The sequence below is a fragment of the Faecalibacterium longum genome, from assembly GCF_040094125.1.
Taxonomy (GTDB): domain Bacteria; phylum Bacillota; class Clostridia; order Oscillospirales; family Ruminococcaceae; genus Faecalibacterium; species Faecalibacterium longum.
Map to the genome: position 1 here is coordinate 107,318 of NZ_JBBNIH010000138.1, position 18,955 is coordinate 126,272.

The 18,955-nt window shown below is 57.8% G+C and carries 20 protein-coding genes and 1 other annotated feature; of the genes, 15 read left to right on the forward strand and 5 right to left on the reverse strand.

What is annotated here, in order from left to right:
• The first annotated feature begins 25 nt into the window (after positions 1-25).
• The 14 genes from AAAU26_RS08100 (at position 26) to tyrS (ending at position 12,915) form a co-directional block, all read left to right on the forward strand.
• On the forward strand, positions 26-646 hold the full coding sequence (locus AAAU26_RS08100; RefSeq protein WP_207675911.1) for a SpoIIIAH-like family protein: 621 nt from the start codon (positions 26-28) through the stop codon (positions 644-646).
• 109 nt (positions 647-755) lie between these two features.
• Positions 756-1,142, forward strand: a complete 387-nt coding sequence (locus AAAU26_RS08105) for an Asp23/Gls24 family envelope stress response protein (RefSeq protein WP_149793355.1) — start codon at positions 756-758, stop codon at positions 1,140-1,142.
• Between the two features lie 80 nt (positions 1,143-1,222).
• On the forward strand, positions 1,223-1,657 hold the full coding sequence (gene nusB, locus AAAU26_RS08110) for a transcription antitermination factor NusB (RefSeq protein ID WP_015564113.1): 435 nt from the start codon (positions 1,223-1,225) through the stop codon (positions 1,655-1,657).
• Positions 1,654-2,595 carry a tRNA (adenosine(37)-N6)-threonylcarbamoyltransferase complex transferase subunit TsaD gene (locus AAAU26_RS08115; RefSeq protein WP_158403100.1) on the forward strand — a complete coding sequence of 314 codons (942 nt, stop codon included), beginning with the start codon at positions 1,654-1,656 and terminating at the stop codon, positions 2,593-2,595. Before nusB ends, AAAU26_RS08115 begins: the two co-directional genes overlap by 4 nt.
• Positions 2,583-3,806 (forward strand): exodeoxyribonuclease VII large subunit, encoded by a 1,224-nt coding sequence (xseA, locus tag AAAU26_RS08120; RefSeq protein WP_227618486.1) that lies wholly within the window; start codon positions 2,583-2,585, stop codon positions 3,804-3,806. The genes AAAU26_RS08115 and xseA overlap by 13 nt, the downstream gene beginning before the upstream one ends.
• Entirely contained in the window at positions 3,784-4,005 is a 222-nt protein-coding gene (gene xseB, locus AAAU26_RS08125; RefSeq protein ID WP_227618487.1) for an exodeoxyribonuclease VII small subunit, read from the forward strand. Before xseA ends, xseB begins: the two co-directional genes overlap by 23 nt.
• Positions 4,006-4,034: 29 nt before the next feature.
• Positions 4,035-4,925: a polyprenyl synthetase family protein gene (locus AAAU26_RS08130; protein ID WP_227618488.1), complete on the forward strand. Its 891-nt coding sequence runs from the start codon at positions 4,035-4,037 to the stop codon at positions 4,923-4,925.
• Between the two features lie 121 nt (positions 4,926-5,046).
• Entirely contained in the window at positions 5,047-5,520 is a 474-nt protein-coding gene (locus tag AAAU26_RS08135; RefSeq protein WP_158394496.1) for a divergent PAP2 family protein, read from the forward strand.
• Positions 5,521-5,567: 47 nt separating this feature from the next.
• Positions 5,568-7,451 carry a 1-deoxy-D-xylulose-5-phosphate synthase gene (gene dxs, locus AAAU26_RS08140; RefSeq protein ID WP_227618489.1) on the forward strand — a complete coding sequence of 628 codons (1,884 nt, stop codon included), beginning with the start codon at positions 5,568-5,570 and terminating at the stop codon, positions 7,449-7,451.
• Entirely contained in the window at positions 7,448-8,251 is an 804-nt protein-coding gene (locus AAAU26_RS08145) for a TlyA family RNA methyltransferase (RefSeq protein WP_158394498.1), read from the forward strand. The genes dxs and AAAU26_RS08145 overlap by 4 nt, the downstream gene beginning before the upstream one ends.
• Positions 8,252-8,283: 32 nt before the next feature.
• Positions 8,284-9,135 (forward strand): NAD(+)/NADH kinase, encoded by an 852-nt coding sequence (locus AAAU26_RS08150; protein WP_227618490.1) that lies wholly within the window; start codon positions 8,284-8,286, stop codon positions 9,133-9,135.
• A gap of 21 nt (positions 9,136-9,156) precedes the next feature.
• A complete protein-coding gene (locus AAAU26_RS08155; protein WP_149793363.1) occupies positions 9,157-9,645 on the forward strand; it encodes an arginine repressor in 489 nt (162 codons plus the stop codon).
• 16 nt (positions 9,646-9,661) lie between these two features.
• The gene (gene recN / locus AAAU26_RS08160; RefSeq protein WP_158394500.1) at positions 9,662-11,329 is read left to right on the forward strand and encodes a DNA repair protein RecN; all 1,668 of its coding nucleotides are present in this window, start codon (positions 9,662-9,664) and stop codon (positions 11,327-11,329) included.
• A gap of 53 nt (positions 11,330-11,382) precedes the next feature.
• Positions 11,383-11,631 (forward strand) — a binding site (T-box leader).
• 63 nt (positions 11,632-11,694) lie between these two features.
• Positions 11,695-12,915 carry a tyrosine--tRNA ligase gene (gene tyrS, locus AAAU26_RS08165; protein ID WP_149793365.1) on the forward strand — a complete coding sequence of 407 codons (1,221 nt, stop codon included), beginning with the start codon at positions 11,695-11,697 and terminating at the stop codon, positions 12,913-12,915.
• A 123-nt stretch (positions 12,916-13,038) separates the two neighbouring features.
• On the opposite strand, the gene AAAU26_RS08170 is transcribed toward tyrS, so the two are convergent.
• The 5 genes from AAAU26_RS08170 to asd all read right to left on the reverse strand — a co-directional run bounded on the left by AAAU26_RS08170 (position 13,039) and on the right by asd (position 17,740).
• Complete coding sequence (locus tag AAAU26_RS08170) at positions 13,039-13,506, reverse strand: ACT domain-containing protein (RefSeq protein WP_217209275.1); 468 nt, start codon at positions 13,504-13,506, stop codon at positions 13,039-13,041.
• Between the two features lie 43 nt (positions 13,507-13,549).
• Complete coding sequence (locus AAAU26_RS08175; protein WP_227618491.1) at positions 13,550-14,827, reverse strand: CapA family protein; 1,278 nt, start codon at positions 14,825-14,827, stop codon at positions 13,550-13,552.
• Positions 14,828-14,882: 55 nt separating this feature from the next.
• Positions 14,883-15,641: a 4-hydroxy-tetrahydrodipicolinate reductase gene (gene dapB, locus AAAU26_RS08180; RefSeq protein ID WP_227618492.1), complete on the reverse strand. Its 759-nt coding sequence runs from the start codon at positions 15,639-15,641 to the stop codon at positions 14,883-14,885.
• A 75-nt stretch (positions 15,642-15,716) separates the two neighbouring features.
• Complete coding sequence (gene dapA / locus AAAU26_RS08185) at positions 15,717-16,610, reverse strand: 4-hydroxy-tetrahydrodipicolinate synthase (RefSeq protein ID WP_227618494.1); 894 nt, start codon at positions 16,608-16,610, stop codon at positions 15,717-15,719.
• 47 nt (positions 16,611-16,657) lie between these two features.
• Positions 16,658-17,740, reverse strand: coding sequence for an aspartate-semialdehyde dehydrogenase (gene asd, locus AAAU26_RS08190; RefSeq protein ID WP_149793370.1), 1,083 nt, complete (start codon positions 17,738-17,740; stop codon positions 16,658-16,660).
• 152 nt (positions 17,741-17,892) lie between these two features.
• Here asd and queA point away from each other — a divergent pair, with 152 nt between their 5' ends.
• The gene (gene queA, locus AAAU26_RS08195) at positions 17,893-18,921 is read left to right on the forward strand and encodes a tRNA preQ1(34) S-adenosylmethionine ribosyltransferase-isomerase QueA (protein WP_227618495.1); all 1,029 of its coding nucleotides are present in this window, start codon (positions 17,893-17,895) and stop codon (positions 18,919-18,921) included.
• Positions 18,922-18,955: the final 34 nt, after the last annotated feature.

Here is an 18,955-nt window from a genome sequence, read left to right on the forward strand (position 1 = left end):
TAAGTTATGCAAGGAGGAGACACAAATGAGAGCTATCACCAAAAACACACGCAGGGTCACAGCGCTGACCCTTGCGGCCGCGCTGGTCGTGGCGGTATACCTTAACTGGCAGTATGCCCGCACCGGCATCGGTGTGGATGAAGAGGCTGTCAACGTCTCAGCGGTGGCTGTGGAGGGTGAGCCTGTGGCAGCACCCGTTACCGATGGGCTGATGACGGAGGCCGAAGCAATATCCAGTGCCAACAAGAATTATGGGGAGGCCCAGCTCGTCAGCGTGGCCAACGACGCAGGCGCAAAATTCTTTGAGGAAGCCCGTCTCAAGCGCCAGAAAGCTCACGATGAAGCGATGGACACGATCCAGAAGACCCTCAAGACCTCGGGCCTTTCCGCCGAGGAGAAAAAAGGTTATACCCAGCAGCTGACTTCCAACCTCGAAGACCTCAACGCAGAAAATGAGATAGAAACGCTGGTCAAGGCGAAAGGCTTTGCCGACTGCCTCTGCTTTTTGCAGTCCGGCCGGGCTGACCTGACCGTGATGACCTCCGGCGACGCGCTGACGGCGGCACAGGTGGCCCAGATACGGGACATCGTGCTCAGCAAGAGCGAGGTGACTGCGCAGAATATTACTGTGGTGGAAGTGAAGTAAGGTGTTGTATAAAACCGGAGAAAATGGTATAATGACATCAAAGGTTTTGCAAAGGGGTACTCTCTTTGCATGGAACGCATAAAATAAAATGGGCATTCGCTCATTTTGGATGGAGGGCCATAGAATGGATTTACAGAACATGGATCTTAAAGGCGGCAGTCTGCAGATCTCCACAGAGGTCATCGGCAAGATCGCCCGCTGTGCAGCGCTGGAGATCGAGGGCGTGGCAGAAGTGTCCTGCGGCAAGCAGAACCGGAAGGTGAAAGACCTTCTCGAGCGCGCCAACGTCCAGTCGCCCGTTACCGTAGAGATGCGAGACGGCACGGCAGAGATCACTCTGGAAATTGTAGCAGCCTTTGGCGCGCGCATCCCGGCTGTGGCTGAAAAGGTGCAGGAAAACGTCAAGTCTGCCGTCCAGAACATGACCAATGTTACGGTCAGCCGCGTTGACCTCGTCATTGCCGGTCTGGCCCCGGCGGCTGAGCCGCAGGCCTGAGCCGAGAAACAAAACGTAAAAGAGAATTGCGGTCGGCCTTCCCGCAAAAGGGAGGGCCTTGCCGCTGTGAGAGGAACATTATGGAAAATATTTTGCCCCGTCGTGAAGCACGCGAAAATGCATTTCTGCTGGCATTTTCTCAGACTTTTGGTGACATTCCCCTGCAGGAGGCTCTGGACAACCACCACGAGTGCGATGAAGAGCATCCGGTGGATGTTTTTGGCCAGCGCCTGCTGCGGGCTTATTATGAGCATTCCGCAGAGGTGGACGACCTCATCAGCGCCCATCTGCGCAACTGGACGATGGAGCGTCTGCCCCGCGTGAGCCTGACGGTGCTCCGTCTGGGTCTGGCCGAGATGCTGTACGGCGACGAGAAAAAGCCTGGCGTCGTCATCAATGAGGCAGTCGAGCTGACCAAAAAGTATGGCGCAGACGAGGATTATCAGTTCGTCAACGGTCTGCTGGGTACGGTGGCACGCGAGCAGGGTCTGGACGCAGAGCCTGAGCAGCTGTGAGCAGCTATACGCTGGGCATCGACACCAGCAATTATGCAACCTCTCTGGCTGTCTTTGATACAGCCGGAGAGGTTGTTTGCGCAAAAAAGCGTTTCCTTCCGGTGAAGGAGGGCCAGCTTGGGCTGCGCCAGAGCGACGCCCTTTTTCACCACACAGCAGCTCTGCCTGAGATGCTGAAAGAACTGAGCGGTGAATTCGATTTGACCAAAATCAGTGCCGTAGGCGTGTCGGAAAAGCCCCGTCCGGTAGAGGGCAGTTATATGCCCTGTTTTCTGGCGGGCGTCAGCGCTGCCGAGGCGTTCGCGCTGGCCCGGGGCATCCCGCTCGTCCGCACGACCCATCAGCAGGGCCATGCGGCGGCGGCACTGTTTGCGGCCAAGGGTGAAGAGTTCTTCCGCGAGAAAACACTGCTGTTCCATATTTCCGGCGGCACGACTGACCTGCTCCTTTGCGATGAAGTGAAGCATATCGAAACGCTGGGGACCAGCTCCGACCTCTACGCCGGACAGGCTGTGGACCGTGTGGGCGTCAAGCTGGGCTTTGGATTCCCGGCTGGCGTCGAAGTCTCTCGTCTGGCCGCGGAATGTGATGTGACGATAAAACCGAAATCCAGTGTCCGAGGCATGGAATGCAGCCTTTCCGGGCTGGAAAACCAGTGCAATGCTTTGTTGACAGCTGGCAAAAGCCCTGCCTATGTCTGTAAGTACTGCCTGCTCTGCGTGGCAGATACCGTGGTCAAGATGACCAAAGCGGCTCAGAAGGAATATCCCGGGCTTGCTGTGGTCTGTGCAGGCGGCGTGATGAGCAGTGACATCATTCGCAGCTGGGTGCAGCAGCGCCTCCCGCAGGTGTATTTCGTACCCGGCCAGTATTCCAGTGACAACGCCATCGGCGTATCTATCCTCGCCGCACGGGAGGCCGGGCTATGGCTGAAGTGATCACCGTCTCGGCCCTGAACCAGTATGTCAAGACGCTGCTGGATGCAAATGACATCCTGTTCGATTTGGCACTGCGGGGCGAGATTGCAAACTTCGTACAGAACGCCCGCAGCGGCCACTGTTATTTTTCTCTCCGGGACGCCAGCGCCAGTGTCAAAGCGGTGATGTTCCGCTCAGATGCGCGGCGGCTAGGCTTCCGCCCGGAAGAGGGCATGAAGGTAGTCGTGCGATGCCGTGCTACTCTTTATGAGCGGGACGGCGCGTTCCAGATCTATGTCAACGAAATGTTCCCGGACGGCATTGGTGCGGCGCAGCTTGCTTTTGAGCAGCTGAAAGCCAAACTCGAGCAGGAGGGACTTTTTGCGGTAGAGCACAAAAAGCCGCTGCCCACGTATCCCAAATGCATCGGCGTCGTCTCCAGCAAGACCGGCGCGGCATTGCAGGACATTCGCAATGTCATTGGTCGGCGCTGGCCTGCGGCGAAACTCCTGCTCTGCCCGGTCAATGTGCAGGGCTTTGAGGCGGCGCAGCAGGTCGCAGATGCCATCGGAAAGCTGGACAAAAGCGGTCGGGTAGACGAAATTATCGTAGCCCGGGGCGGCGGCAGCAGGGAAGACCTCTGGGTCTTCAACGCCGAGGTCATCGCCCGGGCAGCTTACCGCTGCAAAGTGCCGCTTATCAGTGCTATTGGGCATGAGATAGACTTTACCATTTTAGACTTTGTGGCGGACCGCCGTGCGCCGACCCCATCGGCTGCGGCAGAATTAGCCGTGCCGGATCGTGCAGAGCTTCTGCGGGCCCTGTCCCAGCTGGAACAGGGCTGTCAGAGCGCGATGCAGCGCCGTCTGGATGCAGCGTCTGGCCGTCTGATGATGGCCGAGCAGCAGCTTTCCTATGACATGACCCGTCGGAAACTGACCGGTGGGCAGGCAGAGCTTGCCGCAGTGCAGAAAGAACTCGAGGCGGCTGCGCAAAGCTGTATTCAGAAGCGGCAGGCGCAGCTGCGCCACGCCGCAGCACTGGCCGACTCGCTCAGCCCCTACCGGGTACTGGGGCGCGGCTATGCGATGGTATATGACAGCAAAGGCAGGCTGTGTAGTGCAGATGTTCTTGCAACCGGTGATAAGCTCACCCTGCGCGGTGCAGCGCACACAGCAGAATGTACGGTCACGTCCGTGGAGGAACTGAATGAGAGCACCCAAAAGCTTTGAAGACGGCATGGCCCGTCTGGAAACCATCCTGAGCCAGATGCAGAGCGAAGAGACGACCCTTTCTGAGTCGGTCAAGCTCTATGCAGAAGCGGCTTCGCTGATGGAATACTGCCATGCTGCGCTGGAAAAAGCATCGCTTCAAATGGAGGAGATCGATGTTTCCCGCAGCGAAAAGGCAGGACCCGAAACAGAAGAATAAAAGCAAACAGTTTGCAGGGAGGAACCATTATGGAGAGCGCAGAGTATAAAAAGCAGTATGACGAATATCTGGCCCGTGCTGAAAAGGCATTGAGCCAGGCGTGTGAGCGCTATCTGCCTGAGGAATCTGACGTCTGCCGCGCAGCGCGCTACAGCCTGCTGGGCGGCGGCAAGCGCATTCGCGCTGTGCTGGTGCTGGCCGTGTGTGATATGCTCCACGGCAATGCCGAGGCAGCTGAGCAGTTTGCAGCCGCAGTCGAGATGCTGCACTGCTATTCGCTCATCCATGATGACCTGCCCTGCATGGATAACGACGATATGCGCCGCGGCAAGCCCTCCTGCCACAAGGCATTCGGCGAATCCACCGCGATGCTGGCCGGTGACGTCCTGCTGACCGAGGCTTTCGAGGCAGTCGCCGGTGCGCCTGCTCCCGCTTCTGTCTGTGTCCACGCGGCACAGGCGCTGGGCGCAGGTGCAGGCAGCCGAGGCATGGTGTACGGTCAGGAACTCGATTTGAAATATGAGGCGCTTGCCGCTACCGAGGAACAGCTCCGTCTCATCCACCGCCACAAGACCGGCGCACTCATCAATGCAGCCATCCAGATGGGCGGTGCTGCAGCACAGGCCAATGAGGTTCAGCGTAAGGCGCTGGAAGCATATGCTTATGGCATCGGTCTCGTGTTCCAGGTCGTGGACGATGTGCTGGACGTGACCGGAACCGCCGAGCAGCTGGGCAAACCCATTGGCAGCGACAGCGAAAATGGCAAAACGACTTTTGTCACCCTGTTCGGCGTTGACGGTGCCATGCAGCTGGCGGAAAAGCTGAATGACGAGACCTGCACAGCGCTGCGCGACGCATTCGGCGAAAAGAGTGCGTTTTTGGAGCAGCTGGCCCGCACACTGCTGAACCGCCGCAGCTGAGCCGGTCGCATTCTGCGCCGAAATCGTCTCAGAAATCGCACAGGACTACATATCGCAAATGCGCTGCTTTTTGAGACGTCGGCTGTGGGATTGCGATAAAATTCAAGAAGGTGAACAAACTATGCAATTTATCAAAGAATTGTTCTCGGTCAACGAGATATTGACTGTTTCCATCGTGGGCTGGTTCGTTGCACAGGTGCTCAAGACCATCATCAACTTTATCCTGCTGGGCAAGTTCCAGCTCGAGAGGATGTGGGGCGACGGCGGTATGCCAAGTGCCCACAGCGCGACAGTCTGCGCGATGGTCATTGCCGCAGCCCGCAGCGAGGGAGTCAGCTCGGCTATTTTTGCTGTGGCCAGTGTGGTCGCCATCATCACCATGCACGATGCAATGGGTGTGCGCCACGAGACGGGCGAGCAGGCCAAAGTGCTCAACCAGATGATCGAAGAGTGGATCGACATCAGCGAAAAGAACTCTCCGTTTTTGCAGAATATGCATCTGAAGGAGATGGTCGGCCATACGCCCCTGCAGGTCATGGCCGGCATGGTCGTCGGCATCGTGGTCGGCTGCCTGTATCCCATGCACCTTGTCTAAGAAAAAAAAACATCAGGAATTTGAAATGTGAGGAGGACGGTCATTTTATGCATCCTTCATTGCTTCAGAATATTTCACAGCCTCGTGACCTGAAGCGCTTGAACAGCGCACAGATCCAGCAGCTCTGCGGCGAGATCCGTCAGTTTCTGCTGGACAGCGTATCCAAAACAGGCGGACATCTTGCTTCCAATCTCGGCGCGGTCGAGTTGACGGTAGCACTTCATCGTGTCTTTGAGACCCCTCAGGACGCTTTCGTGTTTGACGTAGGACATCAGTGCTACACCCATAAGCTCCTGACCGGGAGGTATAAGCGCTTTGGCACCTTGCGGCAGCTGGACGGACTTTCGGGCTTTCCGAATCCCAATGAGAGCGCCCATGACGCTTTTATCGCCGGACATGGCAATACGGCTCTTTCTGTTGCCATCGGCATCGCATGGGCCAAAAAACTGAAAGGGGAGCCGGGCCATGTGGTGGCCATCATCGGCGACGGTGCGTTCACCGGCGGCATGGTCTACGAGGGGATGAACAATATCGGAAAGCTGGACAATCTCCTGGTCATCCTTAACGATAATAAAATGTCCATTTCCCATAATGTCGGTGCGTTGGCAAGCTATCTGGGCCATCTGCGCACCACAAACGGCTATTTTACGGCCAAGGAAAATATCAACAGTTTCCTGAACGGTGTGCCTGTCATCGGAGCGCCCATCAAAAGCGCTCTTCAGAACAGCAAAAAAGCAATTCGCCGGGCCATGTACCATTCCACGATGTTCGAGGATATGGGGTTTCACTATTTTGGACTCATCGACGGCCACGACGAGCCGGAATTGGAACGCATTTTCCAGACTGTTTGTGCTCAGCCCGGGCCGACATTGCTCCATGTCGTGACGAAAAAGGGCAAGGGCTATGCGCCCGCTGAGTCGAACCCCGGCAATTACCATGGCGTTTCCAAGTTCGACCTGACCGGCATCCCTGACCCCGAGGTCGCTCCGGCCGAGTCGTTCTCGAATGCCTTTGGCCGGACGCTCAGCGCTGCCGGAGACACCGATAAGACCCTCTGTGCCATTACTGCCGCCATGAAATATGGCACAGGTCTGCAGTTTTTCAGTCATGCCCATCCGGAGCGCTTCTTCGATGTCGGCATGGCCGAACAGCATGCCGTGACCTTTGCAGCTGGTCTGGCCAGCAAGGGGATGCTTCCGGTGGTCTGCATTTATTCGACCTTCCTGCAGCGCAGCTACGACCAGATCATCCATGACGTCAACCTTCTGCGTGAAAATGTCGTCTTCGCGGTGGACCGTGCAGGTTTCGTCCCCGGAGACGGTGAGACACACCAGGGCATCTACGACCCGGCTTTTCTCAGCCAGACCGGAATGCCCATCTATTCGCCTTCAAACTACGAAGAACTGCGGCATTGGCTTCCCATCCTGCTGAGCCATGAGATGCAGGGTCCCCGGGCCATCCGTTACCCCCGCGGCGGAGAGAGCAAAGCTCTGGCAAAATACGGCTGCTCGGGCAAGGAATACGATAAACTCATTTTCACACCGGGTGCAAAGGCCGCACTGGTGAGCTACGCCGATGAGGTAGAAGATGTTCTCACTGCCGCAGAGCTGCTGGCCAGAGAGGGCATCTCCTGCGATGTTTATAAGCTGGTGCGCATCTTCCCGTTTGAGGAAGAATTAATTCGTGACCTTTCAGCCTATCCCGTCGTTCTGATGGCCGAAGAGTGCGTGGCCTGCGGCGGCATCGGCGAACACCTTGCCCGCGCCCTGCAGGATGCTGGCTGGCAGGGCCGGTACATCCACCGTGCTGTGAAGAAGCTGTGCCTGCCTCACGCGACGGTGCCTCAAATCAAACAGGCGACCGGGCTGGATGCCGCACATCTGGCCGAGGCTGTGCGGGAAGCGGACCCGAAAGGAGAGAAAACACTTTGAAAATTCGTTTGGACCAATATCTGGTGCAGCACGGCATGATCCAGAGCCGTGAGCGCGCCAAAGCCCTCATCATGGCCGGTGTCGTTTTTGTCAACGAGCAGAAGGTGGACAAGGCCGGCGAGATGATAAAGGAAGACGCCAAGGTCGAGGTGCGCGGCCATGACATCGGCTATGTCAGCCGCGGCGGCCTCAAACTGGAAAAGGCAATGCAGTGCTTTCCTCTGACGCCGAACGGCAAGGTCTGTATGGACATTGGTGCGTCCACCGGCGGCTTTACCGATTGTATGCTGCAGAACGGTGCAGTCAAGGTCTATGCCGTGGACGTCGGCTACGGTCAGCTGGCATGGAGCCTGCGCACTGACGAGCGCGTCGTCAACATGGAGCGCACCAACATCCGCAATGTCACGCTGGACATGCTGGCAGAGCCTGTTGAGTTTTTCAGCGTGGACGTATCGTTTATCTCGCTGCATCATATCTTCCCGGTGGCGCAGGCTATCACGACGCCCGACGCAATGGGTGTCTGCCTCGTCAAGCCTCAGTTCGAGGCTGGCCGCGAGAAGGTGGGTAAAAACGGTGTCGTCCGCGACCCTGCCACCCACCGCGAAGTGCTCCACAATGCGATGGGATATGCCGCTGCAAACGGTTTCGTCGTGCGCGGACTGGATTTCAGTCCCGTCAAAGGCCCTGAGGGCAACATTGAGTACCTGATGTTCGTCCAGAAGAGCGAACAGCCCGGTGTGCTGGATGATTCTGTTGCCGAGCAGGTCGTAGCGGCAAGCCACAGCTCTCTGGACAAGTAAATCTGCTGGGAGACGGAGGAATAAACCGCCCTATGACTGTTTACATTTCGCCAAACCCCGGAAAGGAACAGGCTGCCGATACTGCCCGCCGGGCAGCGCAGCTCCTGCTGATGCAGGGGGCTGTCGTCCTGATGCGGGATGACCTGAAAGAGTCCCGCTACGTGGAAGGTGTACAGTACCTTCCTTTGGAAGAATGCCTTCCGCGCACCGATGTCATCCTGACCATCGGTGGTGATGGAACCATCCTGCACGAGGCAAATTTTACGCTGCAATATCAAAAACCCATCCTCGGCATTAACATCGGACGCTGCGGCTTCCTCGCTACCTGTGAGGTGGATGAAATGGAAGAAAAACTCGCCGCTCTGGTGCGGGGAGAATATATGCTGGACAGCCGGATGCTGCTCTATGTGCGGGTGCTGGGCGAGGATGGCTGGGAAGGCCATGCCCTCAACGATGTGGTCGTGACGAAAGGCCGCCTGCAGCAGGCCATCGACTTCAGCATCTACTGCGACGACATCCTCGTAGAGCATTACCGTGGTGACGGCGTCATCGTGGCGACCCCTACAGGCTCCACAGCCTATTCTCTGGCAGCCGGCGGGCCGATCTTGGACTCGCAGACCAAGGGCATCGTCGTCACTCCCATCTGTCCCCACAGTCTGACCAGCCCTGCGATGGTCTTTGCTCAGGAGCGCAAAATAAACATCTGTGTGGGGCAGGTCATCGACAACGAAGTGTTCCTGAGCTGCGACGGCGCAGCGGAATATCCGCTCAGCGCCGGCTCAACGGCGGAGATACGCCTCTCCGACCAGATCGTACAGCTCGTCACCTTCAGCAGGGCGGACCAGTTTCAGGCCATCGACCAGAAGCTGCGCAGCCGGAGATAATAACAAGAGGAGGCAAGGAATATGGGCCGAAACAATCCAGCTGAGGCAAAAGGCAAGACGGAACGTCAGCAGACGATCCTCCGCCTCATTCAGGAACATCCCATCAGCCGACAGGAGGTACTTCTCGAGCATCTGCGCCAGGAGGGCTTCGAGGTGACACAGGCTACCATTTCCAGGGACATCCGGGAGCTGTGCCTCGTCAAAGCTGCCACCGCCGACGGCTACCGCTATGTTTCCAGCCACAACGAAAGCCTCAACCCCAAGATGCAGGGCCGATTTGAGACGATATTCCACGAGTCTGTGCTGGGGGTGGATTTTGCCGGACATGTCGTGCTGGTGAAGTGCTACTCCGGCATGGCGAACGCTGCCTGTGAGGTATTCGACGCCTTGAAATGGAAGAATGTCGTCGGTACGCTTTCCGGCGACGATACATTCCTTATCGTAGCCCGTTCGGAGCGGGACGCAAAGACCATCTGTTCGGAACTGACCCGTCATATCGGGCAGAAATAAACGCGGGAGTGAAACTATGCTGAGCAGCCTGCAAATCGAAAATGTTGCAGTTATCCAGAAAGCAAACGTCCATTTCGAAAAGGGCCTCAACGTCCTGACCGGTGAGACGGGCGCAGGTAAATCCATCCTCATCGACTCCATCAACGCCATTCTGGGCAACCGCACTTCCAAGGATCTTGTGCGCACCGGTGCGGCCAAGGCCGTCATTCGGGCCGCGTTCGAGGACGTGCCGCCTGCTGTTCTCGACAGTCTCGAAAAGGCAGGCTATGAGCGCTCGGAGGCCCTGCTGCTCAGCCGTGAGATCACCGCCGAGGGTAAGAGCACCTGCCGCATCAACGGGATGCCGGCCACTGCCGCCGTCCTGCGGGAGCTGTGCGGCGGGCTTATCAACATCAACGGTCAGCACGACTCCGTGGGTCTGCTGAACCCGGCCCGTCATGAGGGCATTCTGGATGCTTACGCCCAGAACAGTGCTGAGTATCAGGCGTATTATGCTATCTACCGGGAACTGGTCAGCGTCAAAAAGGCGCTGGACGCCATGATAACCGACGAGAGCGAAAAGCAGCGCCGTATCGACCTGCTGAGCTATCAGGTGCAGGAGATCGACGATGCCGGCCTGACGGCAGGGGAGGAGCAGACGCTGGAAAGCCGCCGCAAAGTGCTGGCAAATGCTTCCACCATCCGAGACCGTATCGCACAGTGTTATGCGTTGCTCTCCGGCGGCGACGAGGCCCCGGGAGCTGTTGACCTTCTGGGCGAAGCCTCCAACGCTGTGGACGCAGCGGCACAGCTCGACGGAGAGCTGTCTGCCGGTGCGGGCCAGCTGCTCGACCTTTATTACACCGCGAAGGATGTCGCCGCAGACCTCATTGGCCGTCTGGATGCCTACGACACCAACGACGCAGAGCTGGACGAGATCGAGCAGCGCATCGACCTTATCTATAAGCTCCGGCGGAAGTACGGAGACACCGTAGAGGACATCCTCGCTTTCGGGGAGAGGGCGCGGAAAGAACTTGAGATGATACAGTCCTCTCAGGAGAGGGTAGAGCATTTGCAGAAAGAGCAGCGCCGCCTTTACACCCTCGCGCGGGAAAAGGCCGAAGCTCTGACCCAGACCCGTCTGAAAGCTTTTGATGAGCTGAACAAGCGTATCTCTGGCACGCTGGACTTCTTGAATATGCCGGGTGTGCGGATGACGCTTCGCCATTCGCGCGGCCCGCTGGCCAGCCATGGGCAGGATAGCGTCGAGTTCTATATCTCCACAAACCCCGGCGAAGCTCCGAAGCCTCTGGCAAAGATCGCCTCGGGCGGTGAGTTGAGCCGTATTACCCTTGCAATTAAAAACGCAATGGCTGATAAGGACGCCGTGCCGACCGTTATTTACGACGAGATCGACAGCGGCGTATCGGGCAAAGCAGCCAGCCGTATCGGCGAGGTACTGCGTCAGAGCGCCGAGGGCCATCAGATTCTCTGCATCACTCATACGGCGCAGATCGCTGCACTGGCCGACTGCCATCTGCTTATCCAGAAAAATATCACGAACGAGCGTACCTATACTGAGATACACCCGCTGGACGAAAATGGCCGTGTAGAGGCGCTGGCCCGCCTCATCTCCGGCGACCATGTCACAGAGCTTTCGCTGGCCAATGCCCGAGAAATGCTAGGCCGGAACGCAGAAAAATAAGAAAAAAGCCAGCGCTTGACATTCCGGCAGGGATGTGCTAAACTGAATCTCGTTGAAAGGCGAAGATGGGAACCGAGTACCCTGATGCGCTCTGCCCAGAGAGGCCCCGGCTGGTGAAAGGGGCTGCGGAGACGCAGGTGAAATACGTCCCTGAGCTGCAGGCTGAACGAATAGTAGGCTGTGCCGCGTGCGAGCGTTACAAACGCAGGAGTGTCACTCTACTCTGGGGTGCGCACTCGTGAGGCCGTTTCTGTGAAGAGGCGGCAAACAGAGGTGGTACCGCGAATTTTATCGCCCTCTGCCAAATTTATTTTGGCAGGGGGTGTTTTATTTTCCCTCTGCCCGACAAACAGGAGGAAATTTTTATGACTCTGTACGAAGAACTCAAGGCCCGCGGCCTCGTGGCTCAAATCACCGATGACGAGATCATCGACCTCATCAACAACGGCAAGGCCACCTTCTACATCGGCTTCGACTGCACCGCCGACAGCCTGACTGCCGGCCACTTCATGGCCCTGACCCTGATGAAGCGTCTGCAGATGGCAGGCAACAAGCCCATTGCCCTCATCGGCGGCGGCACCACCATGATCGGCGACCCCTCCGGCCGCACCGATATGCGCAAGATGCTGACCAAGGAGGACATCGCCCACAACGCCGCCTGCTTCAAGAAGCAGATGGAGAAGTTCATCGACTTCTCCGACGGCAAGGCTTTGATGCTGAATAACGCCGACTGGCTGCTGAACCTGAACTACGTCGAGCTGCTGCGCGATGTGGGCGCCTGCTTCTCCGTCAACAACATGCTGCGCGCCAAGTGCTATGAGCAGCGCATGGAGAAGGGCCTGTCCTTTCTCGAGTTCAACTACATGATCATGCAGAGCTACGACTTCTACTACATGTTCCAGCATTACGGCTGCAACATGCAGTTCGGCGGCGATGACCAGTGGAGCAATATGCTGGGCGGCACCGAGCTTATCCGCCGCAAGCTGGGCAAGGATGCTTATGCTATGACCATCACCCTGCTGACCGACTCTCAGGGCAAGAAGATGGGCAAGACCGCCGGCAACGCCGTCTGGCTCGACCCCAACAAGACCAGCCCCTTCGAGTTCTACCAGTACTGGCGCAACGTCGGCGATTCGGATGTCATGAAGTGCATCCGTATGCTGACCTTCCTGCCGCTGGAGCAGATCGACGAGATGAGCACCTGGAAGGACCAGCGCCTCAACGAGGCCAAGGAGATCCTCGCCTTCGAGCTGACCAAGATGGTCCACGGCGAAGAAGAGGCCGCCAAGGCCCAGAATGCAGCCCGCGCCCTGTTCAGCGGTGCTGCCGGTGATGCTGAGCATATGCCCAACACTCAGCTGACCGAGGCTGACCTGACCGACGGCTCCATCGGCATCCTGACCCTGATGGTCAAGGCTGGTCTGGCTGCTTCCAACGGTGAGGCCCGCCGTCTCGTCGTGCAGGGCGGTGTTCTGGTGGACGGCGAGAAGGTCGCTGCTCCCACGGTCAGCTTCACTGCTGAGCAGCTGTCCAAGGGCATTGTCATCAAGAAAGGCAAGAAGGTCTACCACAAGGTGAGCCTGTAAATCTTCTGATAAAATAAAAAGACCCGGCTGGTTTCTCTCCGCAGAGGGGAGACCCGCCGGGTCTTTTGCTGCAACAGCACCCATGCCTGTTTTATCAGACACGGGTGCTGCTTAATATCGTTGTTACAGTTCGTAAGCCTTTTTCAGGGCCTCATAGGCTGCGTCCTCGTTCTCCGAACGGACCAGAAGGGAAATATCCAAATCGCTGGTGGTGATGAGCAGAACTTCGATGCCTGCCATCGCCAGAGCATTCAGGGCGCGGGCTGCGACGCCGCAGCTGGTGACCATCTCCTCACCGAAGAGATTCAGCTTGGAGTAGCCCACACTGATGAGGGGAGAAGCCTTGGCGTCCTTGTCCAGATTTGCCGCAGAGATGGCCTTCATGACCAGCGGCAGGTCGCTGTTGGAAGCCGTGAAGCTGAAGTCCATACTGGTGCCGTGGGGAGCGCTCTGGCTGATCATATCCACCACGACGCCAGTGTCGGCGAAGATCTGCAGATAACGTGCCATCGTGTTGCCCTTGAACTCGGCATCCTGCACACTGATCATCATCAGGCTCGGCTCAATATTGATTTTGGATACACCGTACATAGTAAACACTCCATTCTGCCCATCGGGCGTTCTGATACAAGCTTTATGCAAGCTCCAAAAATTCGCTGTTGATGTAGGTCTGTGCCGTCTGGCGGATGTAATCGTACCCAAAAGAAGGATACGCGGCGCGAACACCATGGGCCTGTGCAAGCTCCGGCGTGTAATCCCGGAACAGATATGTGCGGACGTTAGACTTTCTGGCGTCATAGTGGGTCACTGTCACATGGAGCTTCGGGCCGCGCACTGCGCAATGGACGCTGCCGTCCGGCTCGGTGGTCTGCTCCAGGTCCAACGTCAAAATCGCGCCGAAAAGCTGGTCAGGCTTGCTTTGAGTGCTCAGGAAATTTCCCAGCGAATAGGCCACAAATACGTTCCGTCCATCGGCTGCGGTGCGCCATTCGGCGTCCTGCAGGACGTGCGGGTGGGTTCCGATGATCACATCCGCGCCCCAGTCGGCCAGAGACTGAGCTAAGGTGCGCTGCGCCTGTGTGATGTTGTGACTGTCCTCGACGCCCCAGTGTACACCGACTACCACAAAATCGGCCTCCTGCCGGGCCTCCCGCACCTGCTGTTCCATGACATCCTGCTGGCTGGTATAGATGATGTTTGCGGTCATCTTGCTGTTCCGGGGGATGCCGTTGGTGTGCTCGGTGTAGGAAAGGTACGCGATCTTTACGCCGTCTACAGTCTGGATGGGGATGCGGCCATAGTCCGCCTCGCCCTTCCACAGGCCGGTGGTGATCACATCCTCAGGCATCGTCTCCCAGAATCGGAGGGTGGCGGCAATGCCCGCAGCTCCCTTATCGTAGGTGTGATTGTTCGAGAGACTGAACACCCGGAAGCCTGCCCGGTAAAGCGCTTCGGCGCACTCGCCGGGGGTCGAGAAGCAGGGATAGGTAGAGGGCGCAAGCTCTTTGCTGCAGAGCGTCTCCTGATTGATCCAGTTGATGTCCTGCTGTGCATAGAAATCGAGCAGATTCCTATAGCAGTAATCGAAGCTGTATCCTTCGCCCTCTGCAGCCCGCCGGGCGGCCTGCGAATAGATGGGCTTATGAATGAGGTTGTCCCCTGTAGCCGAGAAGCGCAATGTCGTGACGACAGGCTGCGGCTCAGGCACAGCAAGCTCCTCCGAAACAGCAGGGGACTCCACCTCCGCTGCCGGAGGAACTGCATCCACGATGCGGCGGGGCCAGAAGCGCAGAGAGAGCAGCACCGATACAGCTACCAGCAGGACCCCCAGTGTGTACAGGGTGACGCCCTTATGCGAGGCGTGCTTTTGCGCGGAATGCCGACGGCGGGGAGGGGCTGCGTGCTTGGCCATAGGCTCGTCTCCTGACGCACGATACCGTGCCTTATGATGCCATGCGCAGAAAAGCTTACATCTCTGCGATCATGTTACTCATATTGTACAGGCCGGGCTCCTTTTTTGCAAGATAAACGGCAGCATTTATTGCGCCATTTGCAAAAATATTGCGGGAATATGCCGTATGGCGGAGGGTGATGACCTCATCCGGGCCGCAGAACAGCACCTCATGGTCGCCCACGATGCTGCCGCCGCGCACGGCGCTGATGCCGATCTCCTTGGGGTCGCGCTTCTGGCGGACAGCGGAACGGTCATAAACATAGTGGTATGCGCCATCGTTCTCTTCGTTGATGGCGTTAGCCAGCATCAGAGCCGTGCCGCTGGGAGCGTCCAGTTTGTTGTGATGGTGCTGCTCAACGATCTCGATGTCGTAGTTTGCGCCCAGAATGGCCGATGCACGCTTGCACAGCTCGGACAGGACGTTGATGCCCATGGACATATTGGCGCTCTTGAACACCGGAATGCTGCGGGAGAGCTGGACGATCTTCAGCTGCAGTTCCTCGGAAAGGCCGGTGGTGCAGACCACGATGGGCAGCTTGTGAGCCTCACAGTAGGGCAGAGCCTTCTCGACAGCCGCCGGGGCGCTGAAGTCGATGACGACGTCGCCCTTGCCGTCCAGCTTGTCCAGACTGTCGTACACGGGAATGCCGTTCATCTCGCCGTCCTTCATGTCGATGCCGGCCACGACGCGGCAATCCTCACGCTGGGCGATCATCTCGCACAGCACATGGCCCATCCTGCCGCCAATGCCCTGAATGATAATATCCGTCATTGTTATTATCCTCTTTTTTATCATACGGCAAATGCCCGGAGATCTGTCTCGCCGGGCATTTGCACATAAAATCGTTTATTCCTTGATAAGACCTGCATCCTGCAGAGCCCGCTCGATCTGTTCCTTGTGTGCGTCGCCGGGCTCCACGAGAGGCAGTCGGCACTCACCAGCCTCCCAGCCCAGCACGTTCATGGCGTACTTGACCGGGATGGGGTTGACCTCGCAGAAGAGCGCATCGCACAGGGGCAGCATCTCCAGCTGCAGCTCGCGGGCCTTGGCGGTATCACCGTCGAACCATGCCTTGCAGCAGTTGTGAACAAGCTCAGGTTTGACATTGGAGACGACGCTGATGACGCCCTTGCCGCCCAGAGACAGCAGGGGGACCACCTGGTCATCGTTGCCGGAGTAGATGTTCAGCTCGTCGCCGCAGAGGGCCGCAATCTTTGCCACCTGACCGATATTGCCGGAGGCTTCCTTGATGCCGTTGATGAGCGGGTGCCTGCTCAGCTCCTTGGCGGTCTCGGGGGCGATGTTCAGGCCGGTGCGGGAAGGCACGTTATACAGGATAACCGGAATGCCGCCGGCCTCTGCCATTGCGGTGAAGTGGGCGACAAGGCCAGCCTGAGAGGTCTTGTTGTAGTAGGGGGTCACCAGCAGCAGAGCGTCTGCGCCGCAGGCGGCAGACTTTGCAGCCAGAGCACAGCCGTGGTCGGTGTCGTTGGAACCGGCACCGGCGATGACAGGCACACGGTGACTCACAAGATCCACGGTATACTTGATGGCAGCCAGCTGCTCCTCGTCGGTCATGGTAGAGCACTCGCCGGTGGTGCCACAGATGACGATGGCGTCTGTGCCGCGGGCGATCTGATCCTCAACAATGCGGCCCAGCTCATCGAAATTAATGCTGCCGTCCTCGTACATCGGGGTGATGATGGCAACACCCGCACCAGTAAAAACAGGATTCTTCATAGCAAAAAACTCCTTTGCAGCGCGTTGAAGTTCAAAAAGCGCGCAGATCAGTCAAAATAGCCCTTGGCTGCCAGCAGCTCAGCCAGCAGCACTGCGCCGCCAGCAGCGCCGCGCAGAGTGTTGTGGCTCATGCAGGCGAACTTGTAATCAAACAGGGTGTCCTCACGCAGACGACCGATGCAGACGGCCATGCCGTGCTCGGTGTTGCGGTCCAGCTTGGGCTGGGGACGGTCGTTCTCCTCGAAGTAGTGGAGGAACTGCTTGGGTGCGCTGGGCAGGTCCAGTTCCTGTGCGGGACCGCGGAACTCGGCCCAAGCCTTGAGGATCTCTTCCTTGCTGGGCTTCTTATCAAAGCTCACGAAGACAGCGGCGGTGTGACCGTCAGAGACCGGCACACGGAAGCACTGGGCAGTGATGACAGGCTTCTCGGCGTTGACAATGTGGTCGCCCTCAATATGACCCCACAGCTTGAGAGGCTCACGCTCACTCTTTTCTTCCTCGCCGCCGATGTAGGGGATGACGTTGTCGATGATCTCAGGCATCCGGTCGAAGGTCTTGCCGGCACCGGAAATGGCCTGATAGGTGCAGACCAGAGCCTTGCTGACGCCGAAATCCTTCATCAGGGGGTGCAGGGCAGGGACATAGCTCTGCAGGCTGCAGTTGGACTTGACGGCGATGAAGCCGCGCTTGGTACCCAGGCGCTTGCGCTGAGCGGGGATGATGTCGATGTGGTCGGCGTTGATCTCAGGCACGACCATCGGCACATCCGGAGTGAAGCGGTTTGCGCTGTTGTTGGAGACGACGGGGCATTCTGCCTTGGCGTAAGCCTCTTCCAGAGCCTTGATCTCGTCCTTCGGCATATTGACGGCGCAGAAGATAAAGTCCACCTGAGAGGCGACCTCCTCCACCTTGGATGCATCCAGCACCACCATCTTCTTGACGCTCTCCGGCATCGGGGTGGTCATGGCCCAGCGAGAACCGACAGCCTCCTCATAGGTCTTGCCGGCGCTCCGGCCGGAAGCGGCCAGAGTCGTCAGCTTGAACCAGGGATGATTTTCGAGCAGAGTAACAAAACGCTGGCCTACCATACCGGTGGCACCGACGACGCCCACTTTATATTGTTTATCCATTTCCAGCACCTTTCCTTTCAAAAAAAGCCAATTCGCATAAGACTCCGCTTGCAAAGCAGACGTCTATGCAATATAATAGATACCGCTATACAGATTTTATGATAACATTGATACGGCATTCGTGTCAATCATCGGAAAGGCAAATGCTAACTATGTTAAAAAAAGATTTTTGGTATGATTTACCCAAAGAGCTCATTGCACAGGAGCCTGTGTCCCCCCGTGATGCGGCCCGTCTGATGGTCCTGAGCCAGAAAGACGACAGCATCCAGCACCGCATCTTCCACGACCTGCCCGAATACCTCGAGCCGGGCGACCTGCTGGTGGTCAACAACTCCAAGGTCCTGCCCGCCCGCATCGTGGGCATCAAGCAGCCCACGGGTGCTGTCTGCGAGCTGCTGCTCCTGCGGCAGGTGAAGGGCGACCAGTGGGAGTGCCTTGCAAAGCCCGGCAAACGGATGCAGCCCGGTACCAAGGTCAGCTTTGGCGACGGCAGCCTGACGGCCATCGTGGACGAGACGCTGGAAGACGGCAATAAGTTCGTCACCTTCTACTATGACACCGAGACCCTCTACGAGAAGCTGGACGAGTTCGGCAAGATGCCTCTGCCGCCCTATATCACCAAGCAGCTGGACGACCAGAGCCAGTATCAGACCGTCTATGCCAAGGAGCTGGGCAGCGCTGCCGCTCCCACAGCCGGCCTCCACTTCACGCCAGAGCTGATGGATACCATCCGCGCCAAGGGCGTCAACATCACCGAGGTGACGCTCCATGTCGGCCTCGGTACCTTCCGCCCCGTGCAGGAAGACGAGATCTCCGACCACAAGATGCACAGCGAGTGGTACTCCGTCAGCGAGGAGACTGCAAAGCTCATCCATGATACCAAGGCCGCAGGCCATCGTGTCATCGCCGTGGGCACCACCAGCTGCCGCACGCTGGAAGCTGTCGCCGCCAAGTACGGCGAGATCAAAGCCTGCAGCGGCAACACCGACATCTTCCTCTATCCCGGTGTCAAGTTCAACTGCATCGACGGCCTTATCACCAACTTCCATCTGCCCGAAAGCACCCTCATCATGCTGGTGTCGGCGCTGTATGGCTACGAAAAGACGATGGCCGCCTATAAGGTGGCTGTCGAGCAGAAATATCGGTTCTTCAGCTTTGGCGATGCGATGCTGATCTTGTAACTATTATAGCGCTTCGCCGCTGTAATATCCCGAC

Excerpts from the sequence above, each read along its gene's own strand:
- AAAU26_RS08150 (WP_227618490.1), top strand. The coding sequence starts at position 8,284 with ATGACTGTTTACATTTCGCCAAACCCCGGAAAGGAACAGGCTGCCGAT.
- dapA (WP_227618494.1), bottom strand. The coding sequence starts at position 16,610 with ATGAAGAATCCTGTTTTTACTGGTGCGGGTGTTGCCATCATCACCCCG.
- AAAU26_RS08105 (WP_149793355.1), top strand. The coding sequence starts at position 756 with ATGGAGGGCCATAGAATGGATTTACAGAACATGGATCTTAAAGGCGGC.
- AAAU26_RS08175 (WP_227618491.1), bottom strand. The coding sequence starts at position 14,827 with ATGGCCAAGCACGCAGCCCCTCCCCGCCGTCGGCATTCCGCGCAAAAG.
- dapB (WP_227618492.1), bottom strand. The coding sequence starts at position 15,641 with ATGACGGATATTATCATTCAGGGCATTGGCGGCAGGATGGGCCATGTG.
- AAAU26_RS08100 (WP_207675911.1), top strand. The coding sequence starts at position 26 with ATGAGAGCTATCACCAAAAACACACGCAGGGTCACAGCGCTGACCCTT.
- xseB (WP_227618487.1), top strand. The coding sequence starts at position 3,784 with ATGAGAGCACCCAAAAGCTTTGAAGACGGCATGGCCCGTCTGGAAACC.
- AAAU26_RS08130 (WP_227618488.1), top strand. The coding sequence starts at position 4,035 with ATGGAGAGCGCAGAGTATAAAAAGCAGTATGACGAATATCTGGCCCGT.
- queA (WP_227618495.1), top strand. The coding sequence starts at position 17,893 with ATGTTAAAAAAAGATTTTTGGTATGATTTACCCAAAGAGCTCATTGCA.
- nusB (WP_015564113.1), top strand. The coding sequence starts at position 1,223 with ATGGAAAATATTTTGCCCCGTCGTGAAGCACGCGAAAATGCATTTCTG.
- asd (WP_149793370.1), bottom strand. The coding sequence starts at position 17,740 with ATGGATAAACAATATAAAGTGGGCGTCGTCGGTGCCACCGGTATGGTA.
- dxs (WP_227618489.1), top strand. The coding sequence starts at position 5,568 with ATGCATCCTTCATTGCTTCAGAATATTTCACAGCCTCGTGACCTGAAG.
- AAAU26_RS08155 (WP_149793363.1), top strand. The coding sequence starts at position 9,157 with ATGGGCCGAAACAATCCAGCTGAGGCAAAAGGCAAGACGGAACGTCAG.
- AAAU26_RS08135 (WP_158394496.1), top strand. The coding sequence starts at position 5,047 with ATGCAATTTATCAAAGAATTGTTCTCGGTCAACGAGATATTGACTGTT.
- tyrS (WP_149793365.1), top strand. The coding sequence starts at position 11,695 with ATGACTCTGTACGAAGAACTCAAGGCCCGCGGCCTCGTGGCTCAAATC.
- recN (WP_158394500.1), top strand. The coding sequence starts at position 9,662 with ATGCTGAGCAGCCTGCAAATCGAAAATGTTGCAGTTATCCAGAAAGCA.
- xseA (WP_227618486.1), top strand. The coding sequence starts at position 2,583 with ATGGCTGAAGTGATCACCGTCTCGGCCCTGAACCAGTATGTCAAGACG.
- AAAU26_RS08170 (WP_217209275.1), bottom strand. The coding sequence starts at position 13,506 with ATGTACGGTGTATCCAAAATCAATATTGAGCCGAGCCTGATGATGATC.